Origin of the sequence: Gordonia prachuapensis, from assembly GCF_036350515.1 — a bacterium.
GTDB classification, from domain to species: domain Bacteria; phylum Actinomycetota; class Actinomycetes; order Mycobacteriales; family Mycobacteriaceae; genus Gordonia; species Gordonia prachuapensis.
On the sequence record NZ_JAZDUE010000023.1, the window covers coordinates 1 to 25,686 of the forward strand.

25 protein-coding genes are annotated in these 25,686 nt (G+C 67.4%); 17 read left to right on the forward strand and 8 right to left on the reverse strand.

Annotation, left to right across the window (positions count from 1 at the left end):
- Nucleotides 1-22: 22 nt before the first annotated feature.
- The 3 genes from V1Y59_RS21475 to V1Y59_RS21485 are packed head-to-tail and all read right to left on the reverse strand — an operon-like array spanning nt 23 to nt 2,504.
- Nucleotides 23-1,120, reverse strand: a complete 1,098-nt coding sequence (locus tag V1Y59_RS21475; RefSeq protein ID WP_330507077.1) for a quinone-dependent dihydroorotate dehydrogenase — start codon at nt 1,118-1,120, stop codon at nt 23-25.
- On the reverse strand, nt 1,114-1,431 hold the full coding sequence (locus V1Y59_RS21480) for a DUF5703 family protein (RefSeq protein ID WP_330507131.1): 318 nt from the start codon (nt 1,429-1,431) through the stop codon (nt 1,114-1,116). The genes V1Y59_RS21475 and V1Y59_RS21480 overlap by 7 nt, the downstream gene beginning before the upstream one ends.
- 2 nt (nt 1,432-1,433) lie before the next feature.
- Complete coding sequence (locus V1Y59_RS21485; protein ID WP_431309261.1) at nt 1,434-2,504, reverse strand: YncE family protein; 1,071 nt, start codon at nt 2,502-2,504, stop codon at nt 1,434-1,436.
- A 139-nt stretch (nt 2,505-2,643) separates the two neighbouring features.
- Between V1Y59_RS21485 and V1Y59_RS21490 the strand changes: the two genes are divergently transcribed.
- The 6 genes from V1Y59_RS21490 to V1Y59_RS21515 are packed head-to-tail and all read left to right on the forward strand — an operon-like array spanning nt 2,644 to nt 7,556.
- Entirely contained in the window at nt 2,644-3,486 is an 843-nt protein-coding gene (locus V1Y59_RS21490) for an undecaprenyl-diphosphate phosphatase (RefSeq protein WP_330507078.1), read from the forward strand.
- Nucleotides 3,487-3,531: 45 nt separating this feature from the next.
- Nucleotides 3,532-4,317, forward strand: coding sequence for an MSMEG_4193 family putative phosphomutase (locus tag V1Y59_RS21495; RefSeq protein ID WP_330507079.1), 786 nt, complete (start codon nt 3,532-3,534; stop codon nt 4,315-4,317).
- 25 nt (nt 4,318-4,342) lie between these two features.
- The gene (locus tag V1Y59_RS21500) at nt 4,343-5,026 is read left to right on the forward strand and encodes a DUF3090 domain-containing protein (protein WP_330507080.1); all 684 of its coding nucleotides are present in this window, start codon (nt 4,343-4,345) and stop codon (nt 5,024-5,026) included.
- Nucleotide 5,027: 1 nt separating this feature from the next.
- Nucleotides 5,028-5,942 (forward strand): SCO1664 family protein, encoded by a 915-nt coding sequence (locus V1Y59_RS21505; RefSeq protein ID WP_431309262.1) that lies wholly within the window; start codon nt 5,028-5,030, stop codon nt 5,940-5,942.
- A 51-nt stretch (nt 5,943-5,993) separates the two neighbouring features.
- Nucleotides 5,994-7,235: a cysteine--1-D-myo-inosityl 2-amino-2-deoxy-alpha-D-glucopyranoside ligase gene (gene mshC, locus V1Y59_RS21510; RefSeq protein WP_330507081.1), complete on the forward strand. Its 1,242-nt coding sequence runs from the start codon at nt 5,994-5,996 to the stop codon at nt 7,233-7,235.
- Between the two features lie 12 nt (nt 7,236-7,247).
- Complete coding sequence (locus tag V1Y59_RS21515; protein WP_330507082.1) at nt 7,248-7,556, forward strand: hypothetical protein; 309 nt, start codon at nt 7,248-7,250, stop codon at nt 7,554-7,556.
- Nucleotides 7,557-7,881: 325 nt separating this feature from the next.
- On the opposite strand, the gene V1Y59_RS21520 is transcribed toward V1Y59_RS21515, so the two are convergent.
- On the reverse strand, nt 7,882-8,778 hold the full coding sequence (locus V1Y59_RS21520; RefSeq protein WP_330507083.1) for a PAC2 family protein: 897 nt from the start codon (nt 8,776-8,778) through the stop codon (nt 7,882-7,884).
- Between the two features lie 51 nt (nt 8,779-8,829).
- Between V1Y59_RS21520 and metH the strand changes: the two genes are divergently transcribed.
- From metH to dps, 5 genes are all read left to right on the forward strand, one after another.
- Nucleotides 8,830-12,441, forward strand: a complete 3,612-nt coding sequence (gene metH, locus V1Y59_RS21525; RefSeq protein WP_330507084.1) for a methionine synthase — start codon at nt 8,830-8,832, stop codon at nt 12,439-12,441.
- A 483-nt stretch (nt 12,442-12,924) separates the two neighbouring features.
- Nucleotides 12,925-14,856, forward strand: coding sequence for an HNH endonuclease signature motif containing protein (locus tag V1Y59_RS21530; protein WP_330507085.1), 1,932 nt, complete (start codon nt 12,925-12,927; stop codon nt 14,854-14,856).
- A 45-nt stretch (nt 14,857-14,901) separates the two neighbouring features.
- Nucleotides 14,902-15,372 carry a MarR family winged helix-turn-helix transcriptional regulator gene (locus V1Y59_RS21535; RefSeq protein WP_330507086.1) on the forward strand — a complete coding sequence of 157 codons (471 nt, stop codon included), beginning with the start codon at nt 14,902-14,904 and terminating at the stop codon, nt 15,370-15,372.
- Nucleotides 15,369-16,829 carry an MFS transporter gene (locus tag V1Y59_RS21540; RefSeq protein ID WP_330507087.1) on the forward strand — a complete coding sequence of 487 codons (1,461 nt, stop codon included), beginning with the start codon at nt 15,369-15,371 and terminating at the stop codon, nt 16,827-16,829. Before V1Y59_RS21535 ends, V1Y59_RS21540 begins: the two co-directional genes overlap by 4 nt.
- Before the next feature lie 49 nt (nt 16,830-16,878).
- Nucleotides 16,879-17,415, forward strand: a complete 537-nt coding sequence (gene dps, locus V1Y59_RS21545) for a DNA starvation/stationary phase protection protein Dps (protein ID WP_330507088.1) — start codon at nt 16,879-16,881, stop codon at nt 17,413-17,415.
- A gap of 46 nt (nt 17,416-17,461) precedes the next feature.
- Here dps and V1Y59_RS21550 read toward each other — a convergent pair whose 3' ends face one another.
- The gene (locus tag V1Y59_RS21550) at nt 17,462-18,292 is read right to left on the reverse strand and encodes an alpha/beta fold hydrolase (protein ID WP_330507089.1); all 831 of its coding nucleotides are present in this window, start codon (nt 18,290-18,292) and stop codon (nt 17,462-17,464) included.
- 86 nt (nt 18,293-18,378) lie between these two features.
- On the opposite strand from V1Y59_RS21550, the gene V1Y59_RS21555 reads away from it, so the two are divergent.
- Nucleotides 18,379-19,170, forward strand: a complete 792-nt coding sequence (locus tag V1Y59_RS21555; protein ID WP_330507090.1) for a helix-turn-helix domain-containing protein — start codon at nt 18,379-18,381, stop codon at nt 19,168-19,170.
- A gap of 32 nt (nt 19,171-19,202) precedes the next feature.
- On the opposite strand, the gene V1Y59_RS21560 is transcribed toward V1Y59_RS21555, so the two are convergent.
- Nucleotides 19,203-20,321 (reverse strand): Rv2629 family ribosome hibernation factor, encoded by a 1,119-nt coding sequence (locus tag V1Y59_RS21560; protein WP_330507091.1) that lies wholly within the window; start codon nt 20,319-20,321, stop codon nt 19,203-19,205.
- 122 nt (nt 20,322-20,443) lie between these two features.
- Between V1Y59_RS21560 and V1Y59_RS21565 the strand changes: the two genes are divergently transcribed.
- From V1Y59_RS21565 to hisG, 4 genes are all read left to right on the forward strand, one after another.
- A complete protein-coding gene (locus V1Y59_RS21565; protein WP_330507092.1) occupies nt 20,444-20,830 on the forward strand; it encodes a hypothetical protein in 387 nt (128 codons plus the stop codon).
- 103 nt (nt 20,831-20,933) lie between these two features.
- Nucleotides 20,934-21,638: an HAD family hydrolase gene (locus V1Y59_RS21570; protein WP_431309266.1), complete on the forward strand. Its 705-nt coding sequence runs from the start codon at nt 20,934-20,936 to the stop codon at nt 21,636-21,638.
- A 6-nt stretch (nt 21,639-21,644) separates the two neighbouring features.
- Nucleotides 21,645-21,908 carry a phosphoribosyl-ATP diphosphatase gene (locus tag V1Y59_RS21575; protein WP_330431979.1) on the forward strand — a complete coding sequence of 88 codons (264 nt, stop codon included), beginning with the start codon at nt 21,645-21,647 and terminating at the stop codon, nt 21,906-21,908.
- A 71-nt stretch (nt 21,909-21,979) separates the two neighbouring features.
- On the forward strand, nt 21,980-22,825 hold the full coding sequence (gene hisG, locus V1Y59_RS21580) for an ATP phosphoribosyltransferase (protein ID WP_330507093.1): 846 nt from the start codon (nt 21,980-21,982) through the stop codon (nt 22,823-22,825).
- A gap of 45 nt (nt 22,826-22,870) precedes the next feature.
- On the opposite strand, the gene V1Y59_RS21585 is transcribed toward hisG, so the two are convergent.
- Together V1Y59_RS21585 and V1Y59_RS21590 are read right to left on the reverse strand one after the other, a co-directional pair.
- Nucleotides 22,871-23,710, reverse strand: coding sequence for a thioesterase family protein (locus V1Y59_RS21585; RefSeq protein WP_330507094.1), 840 nt, complete (start codon nt 23,708-23,710; stop codon nt 22,871-22,873).
- Nucleotides 23,711-23,762: 52 nt separating this feature from the next.
- Complete coding sequence (locus V1Y59_RS21590) at nt 23,763-24,674, reverse strand: RecB family exonuclease (RefSeq protein ID WP_431309263.1); 912 nt, start codon at nt 24,672-24,674, stop codon at nt 23,763-23,765.
- 109 nt (nt 24,675-24,783) lie between these two features.
- Between V1Y59_RS21590 and V1Y59_RS21595 the strand changes: the two genes are divergently transcribed.
- Nucleotides 24,784-25,629 (forward strand): tRNA (adenine-N1)-methyltransferase, encoded by an 846-nt coding sequence (locus V1Y59_RS21595; RefSeq protein WP_330507095.1) that lies wholly within the window; start codon nt 24,784-24,786, stop codon nt 25,627-25,629.
- Nucleotides 25,630-25,686: the final 57 nt, after the last annotated feature.

Genomic DNA, 25,686 nt, shown 5'->3' on the forward strand with positions numbered 1-25,686 from the left:
CCGGGGGCCCCCCCGACCCCCGTCACGCGCCGGTGCCGACCGCCTCGGCCAGAGACGCATACCCTCCGGCGCGTAGCCGATCGGCGATACCCTCGTGGATCTCCTTGGCCCACAACGGACCTTTGTAGATGAACGCGGTATAGCCCTGCAGCAGGTCGGCGCCGGCCCGGATTCGTTCCCACGCCTGATCAGCGTTCTCGATCCCACCGGAGCTGACCAGCGCCACCTGCCCGCCGACGCGGCCGTACAGGCGCCGCAACACGGCGAGCGAGCGATCGGCCAGCGGCGGTCCGGACAGTCCACCTGCCCCGAGCGCGGCGACCTCGTCGGATGGGGTGTGCAGGCCGTCGCGACCGATGGTCGTGTTGGTGGCGACGATGCCCGCAAGCCCCAGTTCCACCGCGAGGTCGGCGACGGCATCGATGTCCTCGTCGGCGAGATCGGGCGCGATCTTGACGAGCACCGGAACGGTGACCTCATCGAGCACGGCCTGCAGGATAGGCCGGAGCGCGTCCACCGCCTGCAGGTCGCGCAGACCCGGTGTGTTGGGCGAACTGACGTTGACGACGACGAAGTCGGCCAACGGGCCCAACGTGCGCGCGCTGAAGCGGTAATCGTCGACGGCGTCGTCCACCGCGACGGCCTTGGTCTTGCCGATGTTGGCGCCGATCGGGATCCGCACCGGGCCGGGCCTCGTGGCGGCGAGGTTGGTCGCGGCCTGGGTGGCGCCGGGGTTGTTGAACCCCATCCGATTGACGAGGGCGTGATCGGCGGGCAGCCGGAACAGCCGCGGGGCCGGATTGCCCGGCTGCGATTGACCGGTGATGGTGCCGATCTCTGCGTAGCCGAAACCCAGTTGGCCCCAGGCGTTCACCGCTGATGCGGACTTGTCGAACCCGGCGGCCAGGCCGAGTGGGGCCGGGAAGTCGACGCCGAACAGTCGTTGATGTAGCAGCGGGTCGTGCGAGGTGAGGAGCTTCGCCGCCAGGTGACGCAGACCCGGGGTACGGCCGGTGAATCCGATCAGACCGTGCGCAAGGCCGTGCACCCGTTCCGGCGACAGCAGGAACATCGCCCGCAGCAGCAGCGGGTACAGCGCCCGATTGAGTTGTCTCAGCATGCCGTCGCATCCGTGTCGGGATATCCGGCTCGGTCGAAGGAGGCCCGGGTGGGCGCACCTCGGTCGGCGGCCTGTGCGTCGCGCGACCGCGGCGGCTTCCGACGGCGGAGCAGCACCTTGCGGGTTCCGTCGGAGTAGCGGCGGACCCGTTTGAGTTCCCAACCGCCGAACTCGGCCTCGATGGACAGCCGCATCGACGCGGTCACCCGGGTGACGTCCGGCGGCAACGTGAGCAGCACACACTCGTGGTCGTCGGTGGTCACCTCCCACCCGCGGGGATGACGCGACCCGACCTTCGCCTCACGCGACATGGTCACCCACCCGAGCCGATGACCTGGAGTCCGCCGCGCTCGGACAGCACGTACAGCGTGCCGGATGCGTCGTCGACCGCGATGCTGTCCGGCTGGGCCACCGTCGGGAGCCGTCGCTTCTCCACGGGCTCGCCACCGGACAGGTCATAGGCCACCACCTCGTTGTTCGCCGTCGTCGACACCCACATCAGGTTGCGTTCGTCGTCGTAGTCTACGGCGTACGGGCCGCCCGGTACCGGATAGCGGAACCGCATGACCAGCGGAGATCCGAAGAACCCGATGATCTCGTCGTCCCGGGTGTTCGCGACGAGGACCCGGCCGAAGCGATCGACGGCCGCGTTGGTGGCGCCGTTGCCGGCGCGCAATGCCGGGCCCAGGTCGCCGTCGGACACGGTGACGGGGGTGACCGATGACTGAGCACGATCGAGAACCACCACCTGCTCCTCCGGCAAATCCGCGTCCGGCGGCGACACCGTGATGTCGTCGACGCGGACGAACCCGTCGATCACCTGCCTAGGCACGAGTTGGTCGTCGAAGACCAGTACGCGCCCGTCCGCGGTACCCACCAGGACGTCGCCGGATGCGGTTCGGGCCAGTGCGGTCGGGTCGTCGACATCCAGCTCGGCCGACTCGACGGTGCCGTCGCGGGCGATCCGGGCGACGGATCCCGGCCCGACCCCGATGAATCCACCGTCGTCGGCGGGAACGACCTCGGTGAGCTCGGGCGTGGGTGACACCTGCGGTTCGGCGCCGGGATCGGCGGTCGTATACCGCAGTACGCGGGTCCCGGCCGCGTCGAGCACCGCGACGGTGTCATCGCCGACGGCCATCGCTCGACTCTCGGGAGCGGTCGGCACCACGAGGCCCGCCGGCCGCGCGGCCGGTCCGGGCGGTGCGGCAGGCGCGGTTGCCGGTGTGACAGTGGGCACATCGGGTGTGGTGGAGTCGTCCGACGACCCGCATGCAGCGAGCACTGCCGTCGCGGCGAGGACACCTGCCATCGCGACCACGGCCCGAGGTCGATGCACCTGCAGCGATGTTCCGATGGGGCGCTTCGGTCTCGGCACGGGCATGCCACCATCTTGCGACACCCTCACCGACGCAGCCGACGGGGGTGGCCGGTCGGGGAGAGCCGGAATTGTCCGCGACACCGGCGGGTGCCGCGCTCTCGTCACCCGGTGCGGGCCGCCGGTTCCCGTAGCATCTGCGGCCGTGAGCGACACCATGACGTGGACCCAGTCGATCGTCCTCGGCGCACTGCAGGGCGTGACCGAGTTCCTGCCGATCTCGTCGTCCGGTCATCTGCGCATCGCGTCGGAGCTGATGTTCGGAGAGGACGCGGGTGCGTCGTTCACCGCGGTCAGCCAGCTCGGCACCGAGGCAGCCGTACTCGTGTACTTCGCGCGCGACATCGCCCGGATCGTCATGGCGTGGTTTCGTGGCCTGCGCAATCGGGACGAGCGCGGACTCGACTACCGCATCGGGTGGTATGTGATCTTCGCGACGATCCCGATCGGGCTCCTGGGTTTCCTGTTCAAGGACGAGATCCGCACCGTCGGCCGCAACCTCTGGCTGGTGGCGATCATGCTGATCGTGTTCGCCGGGGTGTTCTGGCTGGCCGAGCGGTACGCGCCCCAACAGCGGTCCATGCAGGAACTGACGTTGCGGGACGGTGTGCTGATGGGTTTGGCGCAGTGTCTGGCGTTGATCCCCGGTGTGTCGCGCTCCGGAGCGACCGCCAGCGCAGGCCTCTTCCTGGGCCTCGAGCGTGAGGCTGCGTTCCGCTTCTCGTTCCTGCTGGCGATCCCCGCGGTCACCGCTTCCGGCCTGTTCAGCCTGCCCGACGCCTTCGACCCGAGCGGCGAAGGCATGCAGGCAACCGGGCCTCAGCTCCTGGTCGCGACGCTGGTCGCGTTCGTGATCGGCTACGCCTCCATCGCCTGGCTGCTCCGGTTCGTCAGTGATCACTCGATGAACTGGTTCGGCGCCTACCGAGTGATTCTGGGCCTCACCGTGATCGGACTGCTGTCGGCGGGTGTGATCAGCGCGACGTGACGCGGCGGCACCGTGCCTGTCGATCACGGCGCCTATGGTTGAGACATGACCGTGATACTGGTGCGACACGGGCGTTCGACGGCCAACACCTCGGGTGTTCTCGCCGGCAGAACCCCCGGCGTCTCCCTCGACGAGAAGGGGCGGGAACAGGCCGACGCCCTCGTCGACCGGCTCGGCGTGTGCATCTCCGACATCGCCGCAGTGGCCCGATCGCCGCTGCAGCGATGTGCCCAGACGGTGGCGCCGCTGCTGGCGACGTTGGGCTCCGACCCGCAGCGTGATGTCCCGGAGTTGGTCGTCGATGATCTCGCCGAGGTCGATTACGGTTCGTGGACGAATCGGCCGCTGAAGGAACTGGTGACGGAGCCGCTGTGGAAGACCGTGCAGCAACAGCCATCGGCCGCGGTGTTCCCGGACGGGGAGGGACTGGCCGGAGTCCAGGCGCGGGCGGTGGCCGCGGTACGTGAGCTCGATCGGCGTTACGGTGGTGACGACGGCAGTGGTGTGTGGATCGCATGCTCGCACGGGGACGTCATCAAGGCGGTGATCGCCGACGCCATGGGAATGCACCTGGACTCGTTCCAGCGCATCGTCGTCGAACCCGCCTCGCTCAGCGTCATCCGGTACAGCGCGACGCGGCCGTACGTGCACACCGTCAACTCGACCGCGGTGTTGTCGGTGCCGCCACCGCCGCGATCCGAAGACGGGGCCGCCGTCGACAGGTCCGCGGCCGCAGCCGCCGGCGACGATGCCGTGGTCGGCGGTTCGACCGGGCTCGACGGCCGCGATCGAGGCGCCAACGCTGCCGTGACCCCGCTGGCGCGCGGATAATGGACGAGACGTTCAAGGAGGTGTGATGTCCCGCGCGATTCACGTGTTCCGGAGTCCGGACCGGTTCGTCGCCGGCACGATCGGTCAGCCGGGGGACCGGACGTTCTACCTCCAGGCCGTACACGAGACCCGGATCATCAGTGTGCTGCTGGAGAAGCAACAGGTCGCGATCCTCGCCGATCGGATCGGTGCGCTGCTCGACGAGATCCACCGCCGTTTCGGGACGCCGATACCGCCCGAGGCGGAACGGGTCGGTGACCTCAGCCCGCTGGTGATGCCGGTGGACGCCGAGTTCCGGGTCGGCACGATGGGACTCGGCTGGGATGCCGAGTCCGAGGCCGTGGTGGTGGAACTGCTGGCCGTCACCGAGGGCGAGTTCGACGAGAGCGTCGTCCTCGACGACACCGACGAGGGCCCGGATGCGGTTCGGGTGTTCCTGAGCACCGAAGCGGCGCGCGAGTTCGCGGCCCGATCCTCGCGGGTCATCTCCGCGGGCCGGCAGCCGTGTCCGCTGTGCCACGAGCCGCTCGATCCCGACGGTCACCTGTGCGTGCGGACCAACGGCTACAAGAGGGACGCGGAGCTGTCCAAGTCGTTGGACTTCGTCGACCCCGAGGTGTTCCGCAACCTGTCCATGCAGGACGAGACCGACTACCTCGAGTCGGATCCCGACGACGACACCGACCCCGGGTCGGCCCCGCAGGAGTGATGTGACCGTCGGCGAACCGTCCATCCCGGACACCGGCGCGGCGCGCGACCCCGCGCCCGTGCCCTCGGGCGAGGTCCCGGCGGCCGGCGTCGATCCGCTCCGCGACGGCGAACTGGTCATCCTGGGACGCATCCCGTCGGCGAGCAACGCCACCCTCGTCTGCGATGCCGTGCTCGACGGCGCCGAAGTCCGATGCGTGTACAAGCCGGAACGCGGCGAGGTCCCGCTGTGGGATTTCCCGGACGGCACCCTCGCCGGCCGCGAGGTGGCCTCGTATCTGATATCCGAGGCGCTGGGGTGGTCGGTGATCCCGACGACGGTGCACCGCGACGGCCCCCTCGGGCGCGGCATGGTGCAGCGCTGGGTGTCGACAGCCGAGAACGACGAGCCATCGGCACGTCACGACGCCGTCACCGAGTTGCCCACCCCGAAGGTGGACCTCGTGGATCTGTGCCCGGCCGACACCGTGCCGGTCGGCTACCGCGCGATCCTGAAGGCGCTGGACGCCTTCGGCGAACCGGTCGTACTGGTGCACGCCGACGACCCACGGTTGCAGCGGATGGCCGTTCTCGATGTCGTGCTGAACAACGCAGACCGCAAGGGTGGCCATGTGCTCGAAGCTCTCGACGGCGGGGTGTACGGGGTCGACCACGGGATCTGTCTGCATCGCGACGACAAACTGCGGACCGTGCTCTGGGGATGGGCGGGTGAGCCGATCCCCGGCCACCTGGTCGCCGACCTCGCCGAACTCACCGATCACCTCACGACGGCCGATCACCCGCTCACGAACGAACTCGGCGAGCACATCACCGACTCGGAGATCGTCGCTCTCGCCGAGCGAGCGGCCGAACTCGTGGATCGCACGACGATGCCGCGTCCGCCCGGTCACCGGCCGATTCCGTGGCCGCCGTTCTGAGCGGCCCGGGTTCGGTGACGAGCCGATCCGGGCGGCCAATACAGTGGATGCATGCAGTCTTGGCCTGATCCCGCCCTCCCGGTCCTCACGGGTTCCGGGCCGGCACTTCGTCTCTACGACACCTCCGACGCACAGGTCCGTCCCGTCAGTCCCGGCCCGACCGCCACGATGTACGTCTGCGGGATCACGCCCTACGACGCGACTCACCTCGGCCATGCGGCCACCTACGTGACATTCGATCTGGTGAACCGGGTGCTCCGCGACCTCGGCCATGACGTGCACTACGTGCAGAACGTGACCGATGTCGACGACCCGCTGTTCGAGCGTGCGGATCGCGACGGCATCGATTGGCGTGAGCTCGGGGCGCGGGAGACGCAGCTGTTCCGCGACGACATGACGGCGCTGCGGGTACTGCCGCCCCGCGACTACATCGGCGCCGTCGAATCGATCGCCGAGGTCATCGAGGTCGTCGGGAAGCTACTGGCGTCGGGTGCGGCGTACGTGGTCGACGACGCCGAGTTTCCCGACGTCTACTTCCGTATCGATGCGACCGAACAGTTCGGCTACGAGTCGGGATACGACCGCGCCACCATGGATCGATTCTTCGCCGAGCGCGGCGGTGACCCCGATCGACCGGGCAAGCGGGACCCGCTCGATGCACTGCTGTGGCGGGCCGCCCGGCCCGGTGAGCCGTCATGGGAGTCGCCGCACGGCCCGGGCCGGCCGGGGTGGCACATCGAGTGCTCGGCGATCGCGCTGAACCGGCTCGGTGTCGAGTTCGACATCCAGGGCGGCGGCAACGATCTGATCTTCCCGCACCACGAGTTCTCGGCCGCGCACGGCGAGGCGTTGACCGACTCCCGGCGCTTCGCCCGGCACTACGTCCACACCGGGATGGTGGGGCTCGACGGTGAGAAGATGTCCAAGAGCCGCGGCAATCTCGTTTTCGTGTCGCGACTCCGCAACGACGGAGTCGATCCCGCTGCCGTCCGGTTGGCGCTGCTGTCGGCGCACTATCGGTCCGACCGCATGTGGTCGGATGCCGTGCTCGACGAGGGACGCGAGCGTCTGCGTCGGTGGCACTCGGCGGTCACCGCGGCCTCGGGCCCGGACTCGGCCCCGACCATCGCCCGACTACGCCAGCATCTTGCCGACGACCTCGACACCCCGAAAGCGCTTGCTGCAGTCGATGCTTGGTGCAGCGACGTGGAGTTGGGAATCGGTCGTTCGGCGCAGGCTCCGAGCGACCTCGCTCGGGCGGTGGACGCGCTGCTGGGTGTCGAGCTCACCTAGTAAGGTTCTCCCGTGGCACGCACGCAGGAGATCGCACCCGAGACGACCGACGGCGTATGGACGGTGGTGACCCGAACCTCGACCTACCTGCTCGACTTTCAGGAGATGACCCTGCTCCGGGCTCCCGGCGTCGGGGGCACCGACAGCGAGGAGTGGGCGGTCAGCAGGTTGCGGCGCGATTCCGAGGACATCCCGCTGCTGGGCGTGAAGTCGTGCCGTGTCGGTGAATCGGCCCAGTTCTGGGTCCGTGCCGCAGACGACCCCGACGTCCGGACGTGGCGTATCACCACACCGGTGGTCTCGATCGAACGCATCGGCTGAGCGGGATCGACCAGCTCTTTCCCGCTGGTCGAGTCGGCCGCTTTCCTTCGCTGGTCGAGTCGGCCTCTTCCTGCTGGTCGGGCCGCTTTCCTTCGCTGGTCGAGTCGGCCGCTTCCTGCTGGTCGGGCGCCGCTTTCCTTCGCTGGTCGAGTCGGCCTCTTCCCGCTGGTCGGCCGGCGCTTTCCTTCGCTGGCTGAGTCGGCCTCTTCCCACTGGTCTCGGGTCGCTTTGTGGTTGGTTGAGCAGCGCTTTCCCGCTGGTCGAGTAGCTGCGAGGCGCTAGCCGAGCAGCGTATCGAGACCCCGTTCCGGCACCCCCGGATCAGTCACCCGAACGATCCCTGCCCGCGCCCCTGGCCGCCCGGCCCGCGGCGCTTCAGGTATCGCTCGAACTCCGCGGCCAGCGCGTCGCCGTCGATCTTGGCCATCACGTCGTCGGCGTCGATCTCGGCATCCCCGCGCTCTTCGAGTCCGCGGACGTATTCGGCGATCTCCTCGTCGTCCTCGGTCATCTCGGTGACCGCCTGTTCCCATTCCTCGGCCTGCTCCGGCAGGGTGGCGAGCGGCACCTCGATGTCGAGGACCTCCTCCACCCGGTTGAGCAGCGCGACGGTCGCCTTCGGGTTCGGTGGGGTCGACACGTAGTGGGGGACCGCCGCCCAGAACGACACCGCCGGCAGCCCCGCCTGGACGAACAGGTCCTGCAGTACACCGGTGATACCCGTCGGCCCCTCGTACCGGCTCTCGGCGAGGTTGAACCGGGCCGCGGATTCGCTGCTGTACGCGGCGCCGGTCACCGGGACCGGACGAGTGTGCGGAGTGTCCGCGAGCAGCGCTCCGAGCATCACCGTCGTCTCCACCTCGAGGTCTCTCGCGAGGTCCACGATCTCCGCACAGAACCCGCGCCAACGCATGTTCGGCTCGATACCGCGAACGAGTACGATGTCACGGTCCGCACCGTGGGGAGTGCAGTACGAGATGGACGTGGTCGGCCAGTCGATCCGCCGGGTGACACCGTCGATCTGCTTGACGATCGGGCGGTTGACCTGGAAGTCGTAGTAGTCGTCGGAGTCGATGTCCGTCAGAGCGACGGCATCCCAGGTCAGTGCCAGGTGTTCGATGGCGCTGCTGGCCGCGTCCCCGGCGTCGTTCCAACCCTCGAACGCGGCCAACAAAATGGGCCTGCGCAGGCGGGGAAGGTTCGACCTCTGCTCAGCGTTCACTGAACCAGCCTACGACCGAACCCCGAGAGAGAGCGAACTACGCTGTCAACCATGTCGACGCCCATCACCGATCCGGACGATCGGGAGCCCACACCGCGCCCGGCCGACTACGACACGACATTTCTGACCGCAATGTCGCGTCGTGTGCTGATCGGCGACGGGGCGATGGGCACGATGCTGCAGGCGGCCGATCTGACCCTCGACGACTTCAACAATCTCGAGGGCTGCAACGAGATCCTCAACGACACACGTCCCGACGTGCTCGCCGACATCCACCGCGCGTACTTCGAGGCCGGCGCCGATGCGGTCGAGACCAACACGTTCGGCTGCAACCTGTCGAACCTGGGTGACTACGACATCGCCGACCGTATCCGCGAGCTCGCGTACAAGGGCACCGGGATCGCGCGCGGCGTGGCCGACGAGATGGGCCCGTCCAGCGACGGCACGGCACGCTTCGTCCTGGGATCGATCGGCCCAGGAACCAAGCTGCCCAGCTTGGGACACACGACGTTCGAGGTCATCCGGGACGCCTACTTCGAGTGCGTTGCCGGGATGCTCGACGGCGGCGCCGACGCGATCCTGGTGGAGACCTCCCAGGACCTGCTCCAGGTGAAGGCCGCCATCGTCGCCGCGCGGCGCGCGATGGCCCACCTCGGTCGCCACATCCCGATCATCAGCCACGTGACCGTCGAGACGACGGGCACGATGCTGCTCGGCTCCGAGATCGGTGCGGCGCTCGCGGCGATCGAGCCGCTCGGTGTGGACCTCATCGGCCTCAACTGCGCCACCGGTCCCGCCGAGATGAGCGAACACCTGCGTTACCTCTCGAAGCATGCCCGGATTCCGGTGTCGGTGATGCCGAATGCGGGTCTGCCCGTACTGGGGCCGAACGGTGCCGAATACCCGCTGCGGCCCGACGAGCTGGCCGTCGCGTTGGGTGACTTCGTCGCTGACTTCGGTCTCGACTTCGTCGGCGGATGCTGTGGCACCACACCGGAACACATTCGGCAGGTTGCCGAGCGGGTTGCGGAGGTCACGCCGGCGCAGCGCCGGCCCGACCACATCTCGGAGACGTCGTCGCTCTACACCGCGGTGCCCTTCGATCAGGATGCCAGCTTCCTGGTGATCGGCGAACGCACGAACTCCAATGGGTCCAAGGCATTCCGCGAGGCGATGATCGCCGAGGACTACCAGAAGTGCCTCGACATCGCGAAAGACCAGACGCGCGACGGCGCCCACATGCTCGACCTCAACGTCGACTATGTCGGCCGTGACGGTGCCGCCGACATGACCGCGCTGGCGAGCCGGTTCGCCACCTCGTCGACACTGCCGATCATGCTCGACTCCACCGAACCCGACGTCATTCGCGCCGGCCTCGAAGCGCTCGGGGGACGTTGCGCGGTGAACTCGGTGAATTACGAGGACGGTGACGGCCCGGACTCCCGGTTCACCCGCATCATGGAACTGGTCGTCGAGCACGGCGCCGCCGTGGTGGCGCTGACCATCGACGAGGAAGGGCAGGCCCGCACCGCCGACTGGAAGGTGCGCATCGCCGAAAGGCTGATCGCCGACATCACCGGCACATGGGGCCTCGCCGAGGAAGACATCATCATCGACGCCCTCACCTTCCCGATCTCCACGGGACAGGAAGAGGTCCGTCGCGACGGCATCGAGACCATCGAGGCGATCCGTCGGCTGCACGAGGCGCATCCGGATGTCCATTTCACACTGGGCATCTCGAACATCTCGTTCGGCCTCAACCCGGCGGCGCGGCAGGTCCTGAACTCGGTGTTCCTGCACGAGTGTGTGCAGGCCGGACTCGACACCGCGATCGTGCACGCGTCGAAGATCCTCCCGATGGCGCGGATTCCCGAGGAGCAGCGCGAGGTCGCGCTCGACCTTGTCTACGACCGGCGTGCCGAGGGCTACGACCCACTCCAGAAATTGATGGAGTTGTTCGAGGGGGTGTCGGCGGCGTCGGCGCGGGAATCGCGCGCGGCGGAGCTCGCGAGACTCCCGCTGTTCGATCGGCTGGAGCGTCGCATCGTCGACGGCGAGCGCAATGGGCTCGAAGGCGATCTCGACGAGGCGATGACACAGCGGCCTCCGTTGCAGATCATCAACGAAGCCTTGCTGGCCGGTATGAAGACCGTCGGTGAGTTGTTCGGGTCGGGCCAGATGCAGCTTCCGTTCGTGTTGCAGTCCGCTGAGGTGATGAAAACCGCTGTCGCGCATCTCGAACCGCACATGGAATCGACCGGTGAGGACGGCAAGGGTCGCATCGTCCTGGCCACCGTCAAGGGCGACGTGCACGACATCGGGAAGAACCTCGTCGACATCATCCTGTCCAACAACGGGTACGAGGTGGTCAACCTCGGTATCAAGCAACCGATCAACACCATCCTCGAGGCGGCAGCCGACAAGCGGGCCGATGTCATCGGGATGTCCGGGCTCCTGGTGAAGTCGACGGTGGTGATGAAGGAGAACCTGGAGGAGATCAACGGACGCGGTGTCGCAGACAGCTATCCGGTCCTGCTCGGTGGTGCCGCCCTCACCCGCACGTACGTCGAGAACGATCTCGCAGACATCTATCAGGGCGACGTGCATTATGCGCGTGACGCTTTCGAGGGCTTGCGCCTGATGGACGAGATCATGGCGACCAAGCGGGGGGAGGGACCCGACCCGGACAGCCCAGAGGCACTCGCGGCCAAGAAGAAGGCCGAAGAGCGCAAGGCGCGCCACGAGCGGTCGAAGCGGATCGCCGAGAAGCGCAAGGCGCAGGAAACGCCCGTCGAGGTCCCGGCCCGGTCAGATGTGGCCGCCGACAACGAGATTCCTGAGCCACCGTTCTGGGGCACGAAGATCATCAAGGGCGTGCCGGTCGCCGACTACCTGCAGTTGCTCGACGAACGCGCGTTGTTCCTGGGACAGTGGGGTCTTCGCGGCGTCCGCGGCGGAGACGGGCCGTCCTACGAGGAACTCGTCGAGACCGAGGGTCGGCCACGTCTGCGCTACTGGATCGATCGGCTGTCGACCGAGAACATTCTGCAGCATGCAGCGGTCGTCTACGGGTACTTCCCGGCGGTGAGCGACGGAGACACGGTCCATGTGCTGACCGAAGCCAGGCCCGATGCCGATGTGCGCTACAGCTTCACATTCCCGCGCCAGCAGCGTCCGCGGTTCCTGTGCGTGGCCGACTTCATCCGGTCGCGCGAGGACTGTGAGAAGGCGGGCCAGGTCGATGTGTTGCCGTTCCAGCTGGTGACCATGGGTCAGCCCATCGCGGACTTCGCGAACAAGTTGTTCGCGGAGGACGCCTACCGCGACTATCTCGAGGTCCACGGCATCGGTGTGCAGCTGACCGAAGCCCTGGCCGAGTACTGGCATCAGCGTGTTCGTGCGGAACTGACCGTCGGCGGAGAGTCCTTCGCCGGTGACGATCCGGATGACGCGCAGGGCTTTTTCGACCTCGAGTACCGGGGTGCCAGATTCTCGTTCGGTTACGGGGCATGCCCCGACCTGGAGGACCGGTCGAAGATGATCGACCTCCTCGAGCCGGAGCGCATCGGCGTCGAGCTGTCCGAGGAGCTGCAGCTGCACCCCGAGCAGTCCACGGACGCCTTCGTGCTGCATCACCCTGAGGCCAAGTACTTCAACACCTGAGGCCGGCGTGGTCCCCGGGTTGACGGGCGGCCGTCCGTCGACCGACTGATGGGGCCGGTGTCGAGCCGCCCCCCGCCCGTTGGTCGAGTAGTCCGAGCCGCCCCCACCCGTTGGTCGAGTAGTCCGAGCCGCCCCCACCCGTTGGTCGAGTAGTCCGAGCCGCCCCCACCCGTTGGTCGAGTAGTCCGAGCCGCCCCCACCCGTTGGTCGAGTAGTCCGAGCCGTCCCCACCCGTTGGTCGAGTAGTCCGAGCCGCTAGGCGAGGACGTATCCGCCGGATTGAGCCTGTCGAAATCGAGACCTCTGAAACGTGCTGTGCCCCCGAGCTTGTCACAACCTCGCGATACCCCGGTACCCGGCGAAACCGCACATCAATCCGTTATCCACAGACTCCGGCCCAGCGACCAAACTGTCGTACCCACCCGATACTCTGATATCAGTTTCGTTCCCGCCCATCAGTTCCCACTCACGAAAGGGCCTGGCGTGTTCACCTACACCGACCCCACCGCCGACGACACTCTGTTGTCGTCGGTCGGTGCCGAGGGGTTGGGGGCGTTCGCGCGCGATGCGTTGCGGTTGAGTCGACAAGCCGAAGCCCGCGGACTGCTGATGGCCTACCGCATCGGCGAAAGCGCCTACAACGAGCGGCTGTTCGGCGCCGACGGCCGCCACCGCATGATCTTCGGCCAGACCGCCCGCAACGCCGCGGTCGGGGAGATCTCCCTGGCGTTGCGGATCAACAGAACCAAAGCCGGCGAATGGTATTCGCTGGGCGCCTCCCTGCAGGAGTATCCGAAGATCCGGATGGCCTATCTGGCCGGCGAATTCAGCACCCACCGCATGTCGGTGATGGTGCACGCTGCCGACATCGCCCCCAAAGGTGACCTGCGCGACCAACTTCCCGACCCCGACGACACCACTGACGATGACTCGGCTGACGAACCATCCGATCCGACCCTGGATGATCTCCTCGACGACGAGGCCGACGACACCGATCCGGATGCCGAGGTGCAGCCGGAACCGCAACCCGACGGGGATGAGCCGGTCAGTTTCGAAGACCTCGCCCTCGAGTTGGGCAATCGGGCGTCCACCGACACCGCCCTGCGCGATGATCTCGCCGACGCGGTCATCAGCCTCGACCCCGACGGGGCAGCCGAATCCCGGGATGCGATCGCCGAAGCGTTCGAGAACATCACCTTCAGCAACGAGGCCGGCGGGCACATGAATCTTGATGCCCGCATGCCTGCCGAGCACGGGGTGCATCTGCGTGACCGCATCAGCGCCCTTGTCGCCGTACGCGTGTGCAAGAGCGACCCGCGCACCCTCGGCCGACAGCGCATCCTTGCGTTCGGCGAGATCGTGGGCATCCCTGGCTCCACACTGACGTGTGAATGTGGCGAAGACACCAGCACCGCAGGACAAGTCCGCACCAGCCGTGGCAAGCGGTCAGCGAAGAGCAGCGGCCGGGCAGCTGGCGCGAACAGTTCGTCGCCGACCAACGCCGACCAGGACGCGGGCCTGGGACCGGCCACGCCCACCGCTACCGAGGACGAGAGCGAATCCACCACTGCGCAAAGCGCCGGCAGCGACTCGTCGAACCCCACCAACACAGTCGACCCTGACGATGCCCAGGTCGAGACCACGGAAACGTCCGATCGCGAGGCCGACCAGGGCGACGACAACGACGGCGAGGACCGGTCGACGGCCAGCGCGTCCATCATCGCGCCCAGCGACACAGACCCGGCCACGACCGCCGAGGACCACGACACCACAGACACCGCGGACGTCTCCGACGACCACGACGTCGCCGAAACTGATCTCAAGCCCGCCGACGACGGCTTCACCGCCTTCGACAACAGCGCGGACGGCGACCCGGCATCACCCGCCTGGACGCTCTTGCACGACCCCACCGGCACCGAACCCACCCGGCTGCAGGGTTACGGCGCCATCGATCCAGCCCACGCCAACCGACTCTCGCCGCAGGCGAAGATCATCACCATCCCCACCCTGACCACCCCGAAACCGGCCAGCCGACTGATCGTCGTCGGCGACCGAGCATTGGCGCCACCCATCGACCCCACCGGGCACGGCGGATTCGACATCCCACCACCCGGCGCCCTGATCTACCGACCGTCCGACCGGCTACGTGCCGAGATCACCTACCTGGATCGGCGCTGCCGCTACCCGTATTGCAGCCGCCCGTCGCACGAGTGCGAGCTCGATCATCTGGTGAAGTTCAACCATGCCGACCCGCTGGCCGGCGGCTGGAGCGTGCCCTACAACTTCGCACCGCTGTGCCGCCCCGATCACCATCGCAAACACGACGGCGGCTGGGTACCGGCCATGCACACCGACCGCACCATCAGCTGGCGCAACCTGCGCACCGGCGAAACCATCATCACCCACCCGCGCTGACGGCAGGGTGTTGGCGGAAACAACTTGTAGCTCTACAATTGTTGTATGTCTACAACCGAAACGGCGGCCGGGTGGGACGCATCAGACCGGACAGCGCCGCCGTCGGGCACCGAATTGTGGTTCGCGATGAATGGCCTGGTACGCGATCACGCAGTCGAATCCCGTGCTCGGATCGATGCACGAATCGATATGCCGTTCAGCCGGTTTCGGGCATTGCGGCGCGTCGCCACCCGCAGCCTCACCCAGACGGATCTCGCACGACGACTGGGAATCGATGCGCCGGCCACCAGCGTCATCGTCAATGACCTGGTCGAGCGTGGTCTGGTGACCCGCGAGCCGCATCCCGACGATCGGCGCTTCCGGGTCGTCGCGATCACGGCCGATGGCCGCACGGTCGTCGATTCCGTCCTCACCGATCCGACCGTGGCCCCCCACATGTTCACCGTGCTCGACGATGCCCAACGTCGGGAACTCGGCCGCTTGCTCGATCTGCTGCGGGAATCGGCCGACGCATGAGCGGTTCTCGCGGTGTCCAGTCGCCCTCCGACATCACCACTCTCGGGCCCCGGCGCCGAATGGCGATTCTCGCGACGTGCTGCCTGAGCCTGTTCATCGTCGGGATCGACACCTCCGGTGTCAACGTGGCGATTCCGTCCATAGGGTCGGACCTCGGCGCGACGCCGTCGCAGCTGCAGTGGGTGATCGACGCATTCACCTTGGTGCTCGCCAGCCTGCTGATGCTCGGCGGCTCACTCGGTGACCGCCTCGGACGCCGACGTGTTTTCCAGGTGGGCCTCAGCGTGTTCGGAATCGGGTCCATCCTCTGCTCGCTGTCCGTTTCGCCGGAGATGTTGATCGGTGCACGGATGGTGCAGGCCGTCGGGGGAGCCATGATGAATCCGGTGGCGATGTCCATCATCACCAACGTCTTCACCGAGCCGAAAGACCGCGCACGAGCGATCGGCTTGTGGGGCACGGCGATCGGCGTCAGCATGGCACTCGGCCCGCTCGTCGGCGGGGCGCTCGTCGACGGCATCGGCTGGGAAGCGATCTTCTGGCTCAACGTCCCGGTTTGCCTTGCCGCCATCACCCTCACCGCGGTCCTCGTCCCGGAGTCGAAGGCGGCACGTGCCCGTCGGCCTGACCCGCTCGGCCAGCTCCTGATCCTGATCTTCCTGGCCACCCTCACTTACGGCATCATCGAGGGTCGCACTCTCGGCTGGTCGTCGGTACCGGTCGCAGGCGCGTTCGTAATCGCCGTACTCGCGCTGATCGGGCTGATCCTCGTCGAATCACGCCGCCGCGAACCGCTTCTGGACCTTCGGTTCTTTCGCAGCGTGCCGTTCAGCAGCTCGGTGGTCGGCGCGATCCTGGCTTTCAGCGCCATGGGCGGATTTCTCTTTCTCAACACCCTCTACCTACAACAGGCGCGAGGGCTGACCCCGCTGCAGGCAGGTTTGATGACCCTGCCGATGGCGGTCGCGAACGCGGTGTTCTCGCCGTTGTCGGGACGACTGGTCGGCGACCGCGGTGCCCGGTTCCCGATGGTGGGTGCGGGCGTCATGGTGCTGCTCAGCGGGTTGATGCTCACCCAGGTCGGGCACACCACCAGCATGTGGTACCTCGGAGTCGCCTACCTGCTCCTCGGCATCGGCATGGGTTTGGTCAACGCACCGATCACCAATGCGGCGGTCTCCGGGATGCCGCGGTCACAGGCGGGAGTCGCCTCGGCGATCGCGTCCACCAGCCGGCAGGTCGGCGTGTCCCTCGGCGTCGCGTTGTTCGGGGCCATCGCCTTCGCGGGGGTCGGCGGATCCGTGGCAGCGGAACTACCGGACGCATCGCATCCGGCGTGGTTCCTGATGGCCGCCTGCGGCGTGGGCCTCGTCGTCGTGGGGATCGTGTCGACGAGCAGGTGGGGTCTGTCGACCGCGGAACGGACTCGCGAGCGGATTCAGCACGAGCAGCAGTGAGTTCGGGCGCGAAGGTTTGGCCTCGCGCCGACATGGCTACCCGACCTCCATGTCGTTCACAACATCATGGCTCGGTGACAAGGACGCGCAACGCGTCGTCGAGATCCTGCAGGAGCGCTTGAGCGCTCTCAACGATCTTCACCTGACCCTCAAGCACGTCCATTGGAACGTCGTGGGCCCGAACTTCATCGGTGTTCACGAGATGATCGACCCGCAGGTGACTCTCGTTCGCGGATACGCAGACACCCTGGCAGAACGCATCGCAACACTCGGCGGATCACCGCGCGGCACTGCGCACGCCATCGAGAAGGATCGCTCCTGGGATGACTATTCGATCGGTCGGGACACCGCGCAAGCGCATCTCGCAGCACTCGACGTGGTTTATGACGGATTCATCGGCACCCAGCGCGCCGCGATCAGCGAAACCGACGACATCGACCCGGTGACGCAGGACATCCTCATCGGCCAGAGTGCCGAACTCGAGAAGTTCCAGTGGTTCGTGCGCGCTCATCTGGAGAACGCGGAGGGCGAGCTACGCCATCGCGGTGAGAGCACGGAGGTCGGTGCCGCGGACCAGGCGCGTTGATGCGACCGTAGGGTCTCGACGGCCCGCAACTGAGTGACCAGCGCCGTCACATCGAGGATGTGGCGGCGCCGAACTCTTCGCCTGTAACGGAATCGCTCGTCGCGGTCGAATCGGTGCCGTCATACTGTCCGGCCCACCACTGCACGACATGGTCCACAACCGCGCCGGGAGTTTTCACCCACCGGACATGATCCAGCGATCCGCCCTCCGGGACGTCGTCGGCGGTGTAGTTCCAGACGGTGCGGCGCCGAGGCAGGAACCGACTCTCGTAGAGTTCGGCCGCCGGCGCGGTCACCAGCCGATCGCCCGCCAGACGCACAGCCAGCAGCGGCACATCTGCGGTGGGTCGTGTCGCGAAGGGGGCACGTCCCCGACGGACCATCCGCGCCCACTCCCGCATCAGTGTGCGCGGCCCCGGCCCGCCGAAACCTGCTGCAGGCCAGTGTCCCACGACCGCGGTGACGGGTCCCACCAACAGCGCGACCGCCAGCACCGGCAGAGCGTCGCGCGAATAGAGCCGAAACCACGGCACCGAACCGGCAACCGACACGACACCATCAGGTCTCGATTCTGCCGGGCCGTCGGCGAGCATCGCCGCCAGCTGCGCACCGAGGCTGTGTCCGACGACGAGCACCGGCCTCGTCGGTTCGGCGCGTCGGACCTCCACGATGGCTGCTGCGAGGTCGCCCGCCTCCTCTGTGTAGCCCCAATCGAGGGTGCGTGACGCCGGCGGCACGTCGGGTTCCATGCCGCGTCGTGGCACGACGTCGGCACGCCATCCGTGACGCGCGAATTCCTCCACCAATCGACGGTAGTGACGGCTGGGGACGGCCATCGCCGGCGAGACGATCACGGACGGACTTTCCATGGGTTTCATGCGACTCATCGTGTCGGGTGGAGATCGGCAACTCCACTACCTGCGAGGTAATCGATTTCGTCCCGGTCGCTGCCTACGATCACGACATGACGGGAGTGGGCACGATGTTGCGGGACTGGCGATCGCACCGATCGATGAGTCAGCTGGATCTGGCCTACGACGTCGGGGTTTCACCCAAGCACCTCAGCTTCGTCGAAACCGGCAAGTCCACGCCCAGTCCGACGCTGCTCGAGGCCCTCTCCGACAGGCTTGACATCCCACTACGGGAACGAAATGCCCTGCTGCTCGCCGCCGGACATGCGCCGCGCTACTCCGAGGAACCCCTCGACTCGTCGACGATGAGCCACGTTCGGGCGTCCGTGCAGCGAGTTCTGGACGCGCACAATCCATGTCCGGGACTTGCCCTCGACCGCACGTGGAATGTGGTGTTGGCCAACGACGCCGCTCTCGCGCTGGCAGCGTTCCTCCCGCCACATCTCAAGGGACCGCCGTTCAACCTGTTCCGCGCATCGTTGCACCCCGACGGGTTTGCGTCGATCACCGTTGACTTCGATACCTGGGCCACCTATCTGCTCACCACGCTTCGTCGCCTGGTTCGGGTGACCGGCGATCCGCGACTCGGCGAACTCGAACGCGAGGTGGCCGCGTACCCGACGGTTGTCGGCCTCGACAGCCGTGCCGCTCAGCGGCAGCAGGGGAGCGAACCTGATCTGCTCGTGCCCTTCTCCGTCCGGGCCGGTGACTCCGTGCTGTCGTTCTTCACCACACTCACCACGTTCGGCTCGCCTCGCGACATCACCCTGGAGGAGTTGACCATCGAGTTGTTCTATCCCGCCGACGAGATCACCGAACGTGCCGTGGCCGGACGGAAGCGATGAGGCTCACCGTTGCCGGAACTCCGTCCCAGCAGTCACGCGCCCGACCCTCTCCGAGGCGCGTATCGCAGGAGTGCGGCGACCCCGTCCTTGGGCGCGAGCCGCTCGTCGAGCCGGACCAGATCCGAGTCGGTGCGCAAGGCGATCAACGGCAGCGCCTCGTCGGCGCGCAGCACGTCGGCGGGTGAGGCGCCCAGTTCGGACAGGTTCTCCGGCGTGGGTGCCATCGCCATCAGATCGTCTCCGACCACCACCGTCGCGTCGCCGAGATCGCCGACCAGCAGAGTGTCGACCTCGCCGTTGCGCAGCGCACCACATACCGATGTGAGGCCTTCGACGCCGAGACCGGAGTCACGCCCCTGCTCGGCGCGGAACCGCTCGGCGGCCTCCGCAAGCGCTGAGTTGCGGCGTCGCAGCATCTCCTCGGCGATTGCTGCTCGGATGACGGCCTCATCGATACTTGCGCCACGGGCGCCGATGCCGAGATCCACCGCGATCTCTGTGACGCGCTTCGGCAATTCGGCCGACAGGTCGCCGACAGACTGGTGCTCGCCGACCACGAACACCACTTCCGGGTGCTCAGCATCGACGAGTTCGACGAGTCGCCGTGCCACCTCTCGGATGTTCTTGCGTGCCTGCTCCTCGGTGTGCGGTTGCGGATCGCCGTACCCCGGGGTCTCGGCACCTGACGCCTTGTGAACCGGATAGCCTTCACCCTCGATCGTCTCCGAATGGGTGACACTGTCGCCGTTGATGATTCGCAGATCTGCCCCACGGTGATCGACGATTGCGACGATGTGACGGACCGACTCGCGGCCGTGTTCGACGAGGGGGATCACGTAAGGGAGGGACGACCACCGGGCGACGGGGCTCACCGGCGGCCGGATGAGATGCTCGTCGAGCAGGATCTGTTCCGAGTCGGCGACGACCGCTCGGCCGCTCTCGCCCACGGGGGGAGCGCCGTCGAGTACTGCGGTCTCGACCTCGTCGAGCGCTACGGTCGGTGCGTTCGCGGACTCCAGCTGTTCGCGCAGTGCGCGCCACCGAAGCTCGAGTCCACGCCCGGCCTCCTCGGTGTTGTGGGAATCGTCGAGATAGACGGAGATGAACGGCCCCTTCTCGGTGGCCAGTTGCCGCAAGCGGTCGGTGTGCATGCTCACCCTCCTCCTGTTCGGGCTGTGCATGTCCTGGGTTGCCAGCCGTCCGCCGGGCGAAACATGGTGTCGCACGTCCGCCCGATCGTTTCGCCGCAACCGGCCCCGGGTACTCGAGCGCCATGACGGAGAACCGATCCACACCCCCGCCATCGGCGGAGTCCGGCGGTGGCGGTGCAACAGACCGCGGCCCGGACCGCCGCGTACGGCGACGCGACGTGGAGAAGCGCTGGGACGACCCCGGCGCGTTTCGTCGGGCGGCACTCTACGTCGTCGGGGTGCTTGCCGTCGCCGCCGTGATGGTCGCGCTGTATCTGTCGGTGGGCCGGGAAAGCGTCATCTGGGCGAGCGGCCCGCCCGCCGCGTTCCTGCTCGGCGGCGTCGGGGCATTGGTGATCGCCTACCGCGTCTACCGACGGGGTGGCACCTGGCCGATCTGGCAGGGAGCCGCGTGGTTCCTCCTCGCTCTGCTGCTCGTCGCACTCAGCTTCCCGCTCACCGCTGTGTGACGGCCTGGACACCGGGTTCGACGCCTTCGAGTGCGATGATGCAGGGGTGATCGACCCCTCCACCCACGGCGACCCCGCCACCCATCCCGCATCCACACCCGCCCTGAGCGGGCCGGCCGCTGTGCTCTGGGACATGGACGGCACCCTGCTGGACTCCGAGCCCCTGTGGGACATCGCGATGGAAGACCTCGCCCTGCGGCACGGCATCGTGATGTCTCCCGCACTCCGGGAGTCCACCCTGGGGAACTCGCTACCCGACGCGATGAGCAAGGTCTACGCTGCAGCCGGGATCGGCCCTGAGTCGCAGGACCGAAGCGGTGACGAGCGGTGGTTGCTTGATCACGTGGCCGGCCTGTTCGGGGCCGGTCTGCCCTGGCGGCCCGGTGCACGCGACGCTCTCGAACTGGTCCGCAGCTCCGCGCTGCCGATGGTGTTGGTCACCAACACCGTGCGTGAACTCACCGACATCGCGCTCGAAACCATCGGACCGCACAGGTTCACCGCGACGGTGTGCGGCGACGAGGTCGCGGCGGGCAAACCCGAACCCGACCCGTACCTCCGAGCTGCGTCCCTTCTCGGACTGCGTCCCGACCAGTGCCTGGCGGTCGAGGACTCGCCGGCCGGGACCGCCGCGGCAACGGCCGCGGGATGCCCGACCCTGGTGGTGCCGTCCGCCGCGCCGGTGCCGGCCGGCAGCTTGCGGAGCTTCCGGGAATCCCTCGTCGACCTCACGGCGGACGACCTCGTCGACGCGTGGACGGGACAGCACCCCGCTCATCGTCCGACGGGTCGTGACATGCAAGGATGAAGGACCGTGAAGACATTCGAGGAGCTGTTCGCCGAGCTGAGCGACAAGGCGCAGAGCAGACCGGCCGGTAGCGGTACGGTCGCCGCCCTCGACTCCGGGGTCCACACGCTCGGGAAGAAGATCATCGAAGAGGCCGGCGAGGTCTGGTTGGCCGCCGAACACGAGTCCGACGAATCACTCGGCGAGGAGATCTCGCAGCTCCTGTACTGGCTGCAGGTGATGATGATCAAACGGGGACTGTCGCTGGAGGACGTCTACCGACATCTGTGACCGGTCGACCACGCGTCACCGGACCGGACATCGACTCACCGACCCGACCACGAACTCCAGAAGGAAAAGACATGCTGCGTGTGGCCGTGCCCAACAAAGGCGCACTCTCCGAATCCGCGGCCGCCGTCCTCGCCGAGGCCGGCTACCGAAAACGTACCGACGCCAAAGATCTCACCGTCCTCGACAACAGCAACGACGTCGAGTTCTTCTTCCTGCGTCCCAAGGACATCGCGATCTACGTGGGCGCGGGCACGCTCGACCTCGGCATCACCGGCCGCGACCTGGCGCGCGACTCCGGCGCGTCGGTCGACGAACAGCTCTCCATGGGATTCGGCTCCTCGACCTTCCGCTACGCCGCACCCGCCGACCAGAGCTGGTCGGTGGAAGCGTTGGCCGGCAAGGTGATCGCGACGTCGTACCCGAATCTCGTCCGCGACGATCTCGCCGCCCGCGGAATCGAGGCGACCATCATCCGCCTCGACGGTGCGGTCGAGATCTCCATCCAGCTCGGCGTCGCCGACGCGATCGCCGACGTCGTGGGCTCGGGGCGCACCCTGCGCGCCCACGGTCTCACCGCCTTCGGTGACTCCCTGTGCGACTCCGAGGGCGTGCTCATCTCACAGGCCGGGGTGGAACAGACCAAGGCCGCCCGGCAGTTCATCGCTCGGGTACAGGGCGTCGTCTTCGGGCAGCAGTACGTGATGGTCGACTACGACTGCCCGCGCACACTTCTCGCCGAGGCGTCGAAGCTCACACCCGGATTGGAGTCGCCGACGGTCGCACCGATGGCCGACCCCGACTGGGTGGCCGTGCGGGCGATGGTGCCGCGCAAAGAGCACCAGAATCTCATGGACGAACTGTCCGAACTCGGCGCGAAAGCCATCCTCGCCACCGACATCCGCTCCTGCCGCTTCTGACCCGGCTCGCGCCGACCGGGCACGGTCAGCGCGAGCCGGGGACGGTCAGCGCGCGACGAGCAGCACCGTCTGGGCCGAGCGCCCGATGAATCCGCTCGAGTCGAACAGCTCGCCGAAGGTGGCACCGAACCCGTCGGGGCCCTGCACCATGTCGGCGTCGATGCCGACCCAGGGACCGGTGGGGATGCGGGTCAGGTGGACCGTGGTGTCGGTGTTCATCCACGTCCACTCGTCGGTGCGCAAGCGGGTGCCGAGACCGTTCGCGATGTCGATGACACTGAAGATGGACTCCAGATCGGCGATCGGTTCGTCGCCGACGAGTGCGATCGCGGGCCGCACCCACACGGCCGGGGTGTCCCCGACGCGGCCGGCGACCGATGCGCACTCGATCGATCCTATGAAACCGACTGTGCCCCAATCAACACCGAGGCTCTCGTCACCGGTCACGCCGCGCACGGGCGACAGTTCGGCGTGGGTGGGGGACAGCCGTTCCGGTTCCTCCACGATCGTCGTGGTGTCCGCGGTGCGGAGCCGCCATCCGTGGGTACGCGCGACCGGCCGGAAGGACCCATCGGTCTGCTGGACCTCCAGCTCGGCACTGACCAAGCTGATCTGACGCCCGGGCCGGACGACCTCGGCCCGGATCCGGTTCACGCCCAGCCCGATCGGACCGAGGATCTCGGTCGTCACCCGGGTGAATCGCTGCGCCGGCTCGGGATCGCAGTGCAGCAGCGCACGCATCATCAGGCCGGACGGTGGACCACCATGCTGCATCGTCGCCGCCCAGACGCTCTGCGTGGCTTCCGTGGGCTGAAAATACTCGTACCCGGCGTCAGCTGCTTCGGAGCTCGGGCGGTCGATGGGCACGTAGTAGCAGGACTCCATGACCGCACCTTATGCCTACCGTCATAGTCGGCCGTTGCCGGCCCCGATCGGGTCAGCCGACGAAGCCTGCAGGCGGTCCGGGGTACGGCGGGATCTCGCCGCCGAACTCCGGGCAACGCGCCTTGTGCTCGCACATTCCACACATCCGTGACCGCCGCGGCCGGAAGTCGCCGGTCGCGACCGCCGCCCGGATCGCGGTCCACATGGCCTTGAGTGTGCGGCCGAATCGTTCGAGCTCGTCGCGATCGGGTGTGTAGGTCAGCTGCTGGCCGTCGGCCAGATACATCAACTGCAGGCGCGCCGGGACGACGCCACGGATACGCAGGATCGCCAGAGCATAGAACTTCATCTGGAACAGCGCCTTCGCCTCGTAGGCTTCGCCCGGGGACCGTCCGGTCTTGTAGTCGACGACCCGGATCTCGCCCGTCGGTGCGACATCGATGCGGTCGATGAAGCCGCGCATCAGCACATCGTCGACGTCGATCTCGACGTGCTCCTCGCAGGCATCGGCGTCGAACGCGGTCGGATTCTCCATCGTGTAGTAGGTCGCGATGAGCTTCTGGGCGTCGGCGACGAACCGGTCGGTACCGGCATCGCCGATGACAGCGGTCAGCATCGGATCGGCCTCGCACAGCGCGGCCCACGCACCTTCCACCAGCAGATCGGCCGACTCCTGGGTGCGCAGTTCGGCAGGCATGTCGAACAGATGCTCGAGCGCGGCATGGACCACGGTTCCGCGCGTCTGCGCGGGAGTGGGTGTCTCCGGGAACCGGTCGATGGCCCGGTATCGGTAGAGCAGCGGGCATTGTTTGAAGTCGGCCGCCCGGGATGGAGACAACGCCAGCGGGCGCCCGATGAGACCCCGAGCCGCGACATCCGGCCCCGGGTCGCCATCGGGTTGTCCGGGCGTCGCCGCTGACCCGGAGTCGGTCGCCGGTGACCCAGAGTCGATCGTCGTACTCACATTTGGCAGGGTAGGTCGCGACAGTGACAGGTTCGCGCATCGACACCCTGCGGCTTCGCTTGCGGGCGCGCGTCGACGGTGCGCGACCAGCCGGAAGGATTCCAGCCCGATGCCGACGACCGGCCCCTTCGCCGTGGGTGACCGCGTGCAGCTCACCGACGCCAAGGGACGAAAGTTCACCGTGCACCTGGAGGCCGGGAAGCTGTTCCACACCCATCGGGGGGCGATCGCCCATGACGATCTCATCGGTGCACCGGAAGGGAGCATCGTCTCCGCGACCAGCGGTACGCAGTACCTCGCGCTTCGCCCGCTACTGGTGGATTACGTGTTGTCGATGCCACGAGGCGCCCAGGTCATCTATCCGAAGGACGCCGCCCAGATCGTTACCGAAGGTGACGTCTTCCCGGGCGCGAAGGTCCTGGAGGCCGGCGCCGGCTCGGGAGCGCTCACCTGTTCGCTGCTGCGGGCGGTGGGATCCGACCCCGGCAGCGTGACCTCCTACGAGGTGCGCGCCGATCACGCCGAGCACGCGGTTCGCAACGTCGAGACCTTCTTCGGCGGACGGCCGGACAACTGGGAACTCGTGGTCGACGACCTCGCGAACCTGGACACGACGCGCCTTGGCGACGACCTGTTCGACCGCGTGATCCTGGACATGCTCGCGCCATGGGAGCCGCTCGAAGTGGTGCGCGCGGCGATCAAACCGGGCGGTGTACTGGTGATTTATGTGGCGACAGTCACACAGTTGTCACGCGTGATGGAGGCGTTGCGCGACCAGGAGTGCTGGACCGAACCGCGCGCCTGGGAATCCCTGGTGCGCGAATGGAGTGCGGTGGGCCTCGCTGTGCGTCCCGAGCACAAAATGCAGGGCCACACGGCATTTCTGATCACCACGCGACGACTCGCCGACGGCGTGACCACCCTGCGCCCACAGCGTCGGCCCACCCGCGGATGACGGTGATCCAAGCCTCATCGCCGCGCAACGACGTTACTGGCTGAAACGTCGCGAATA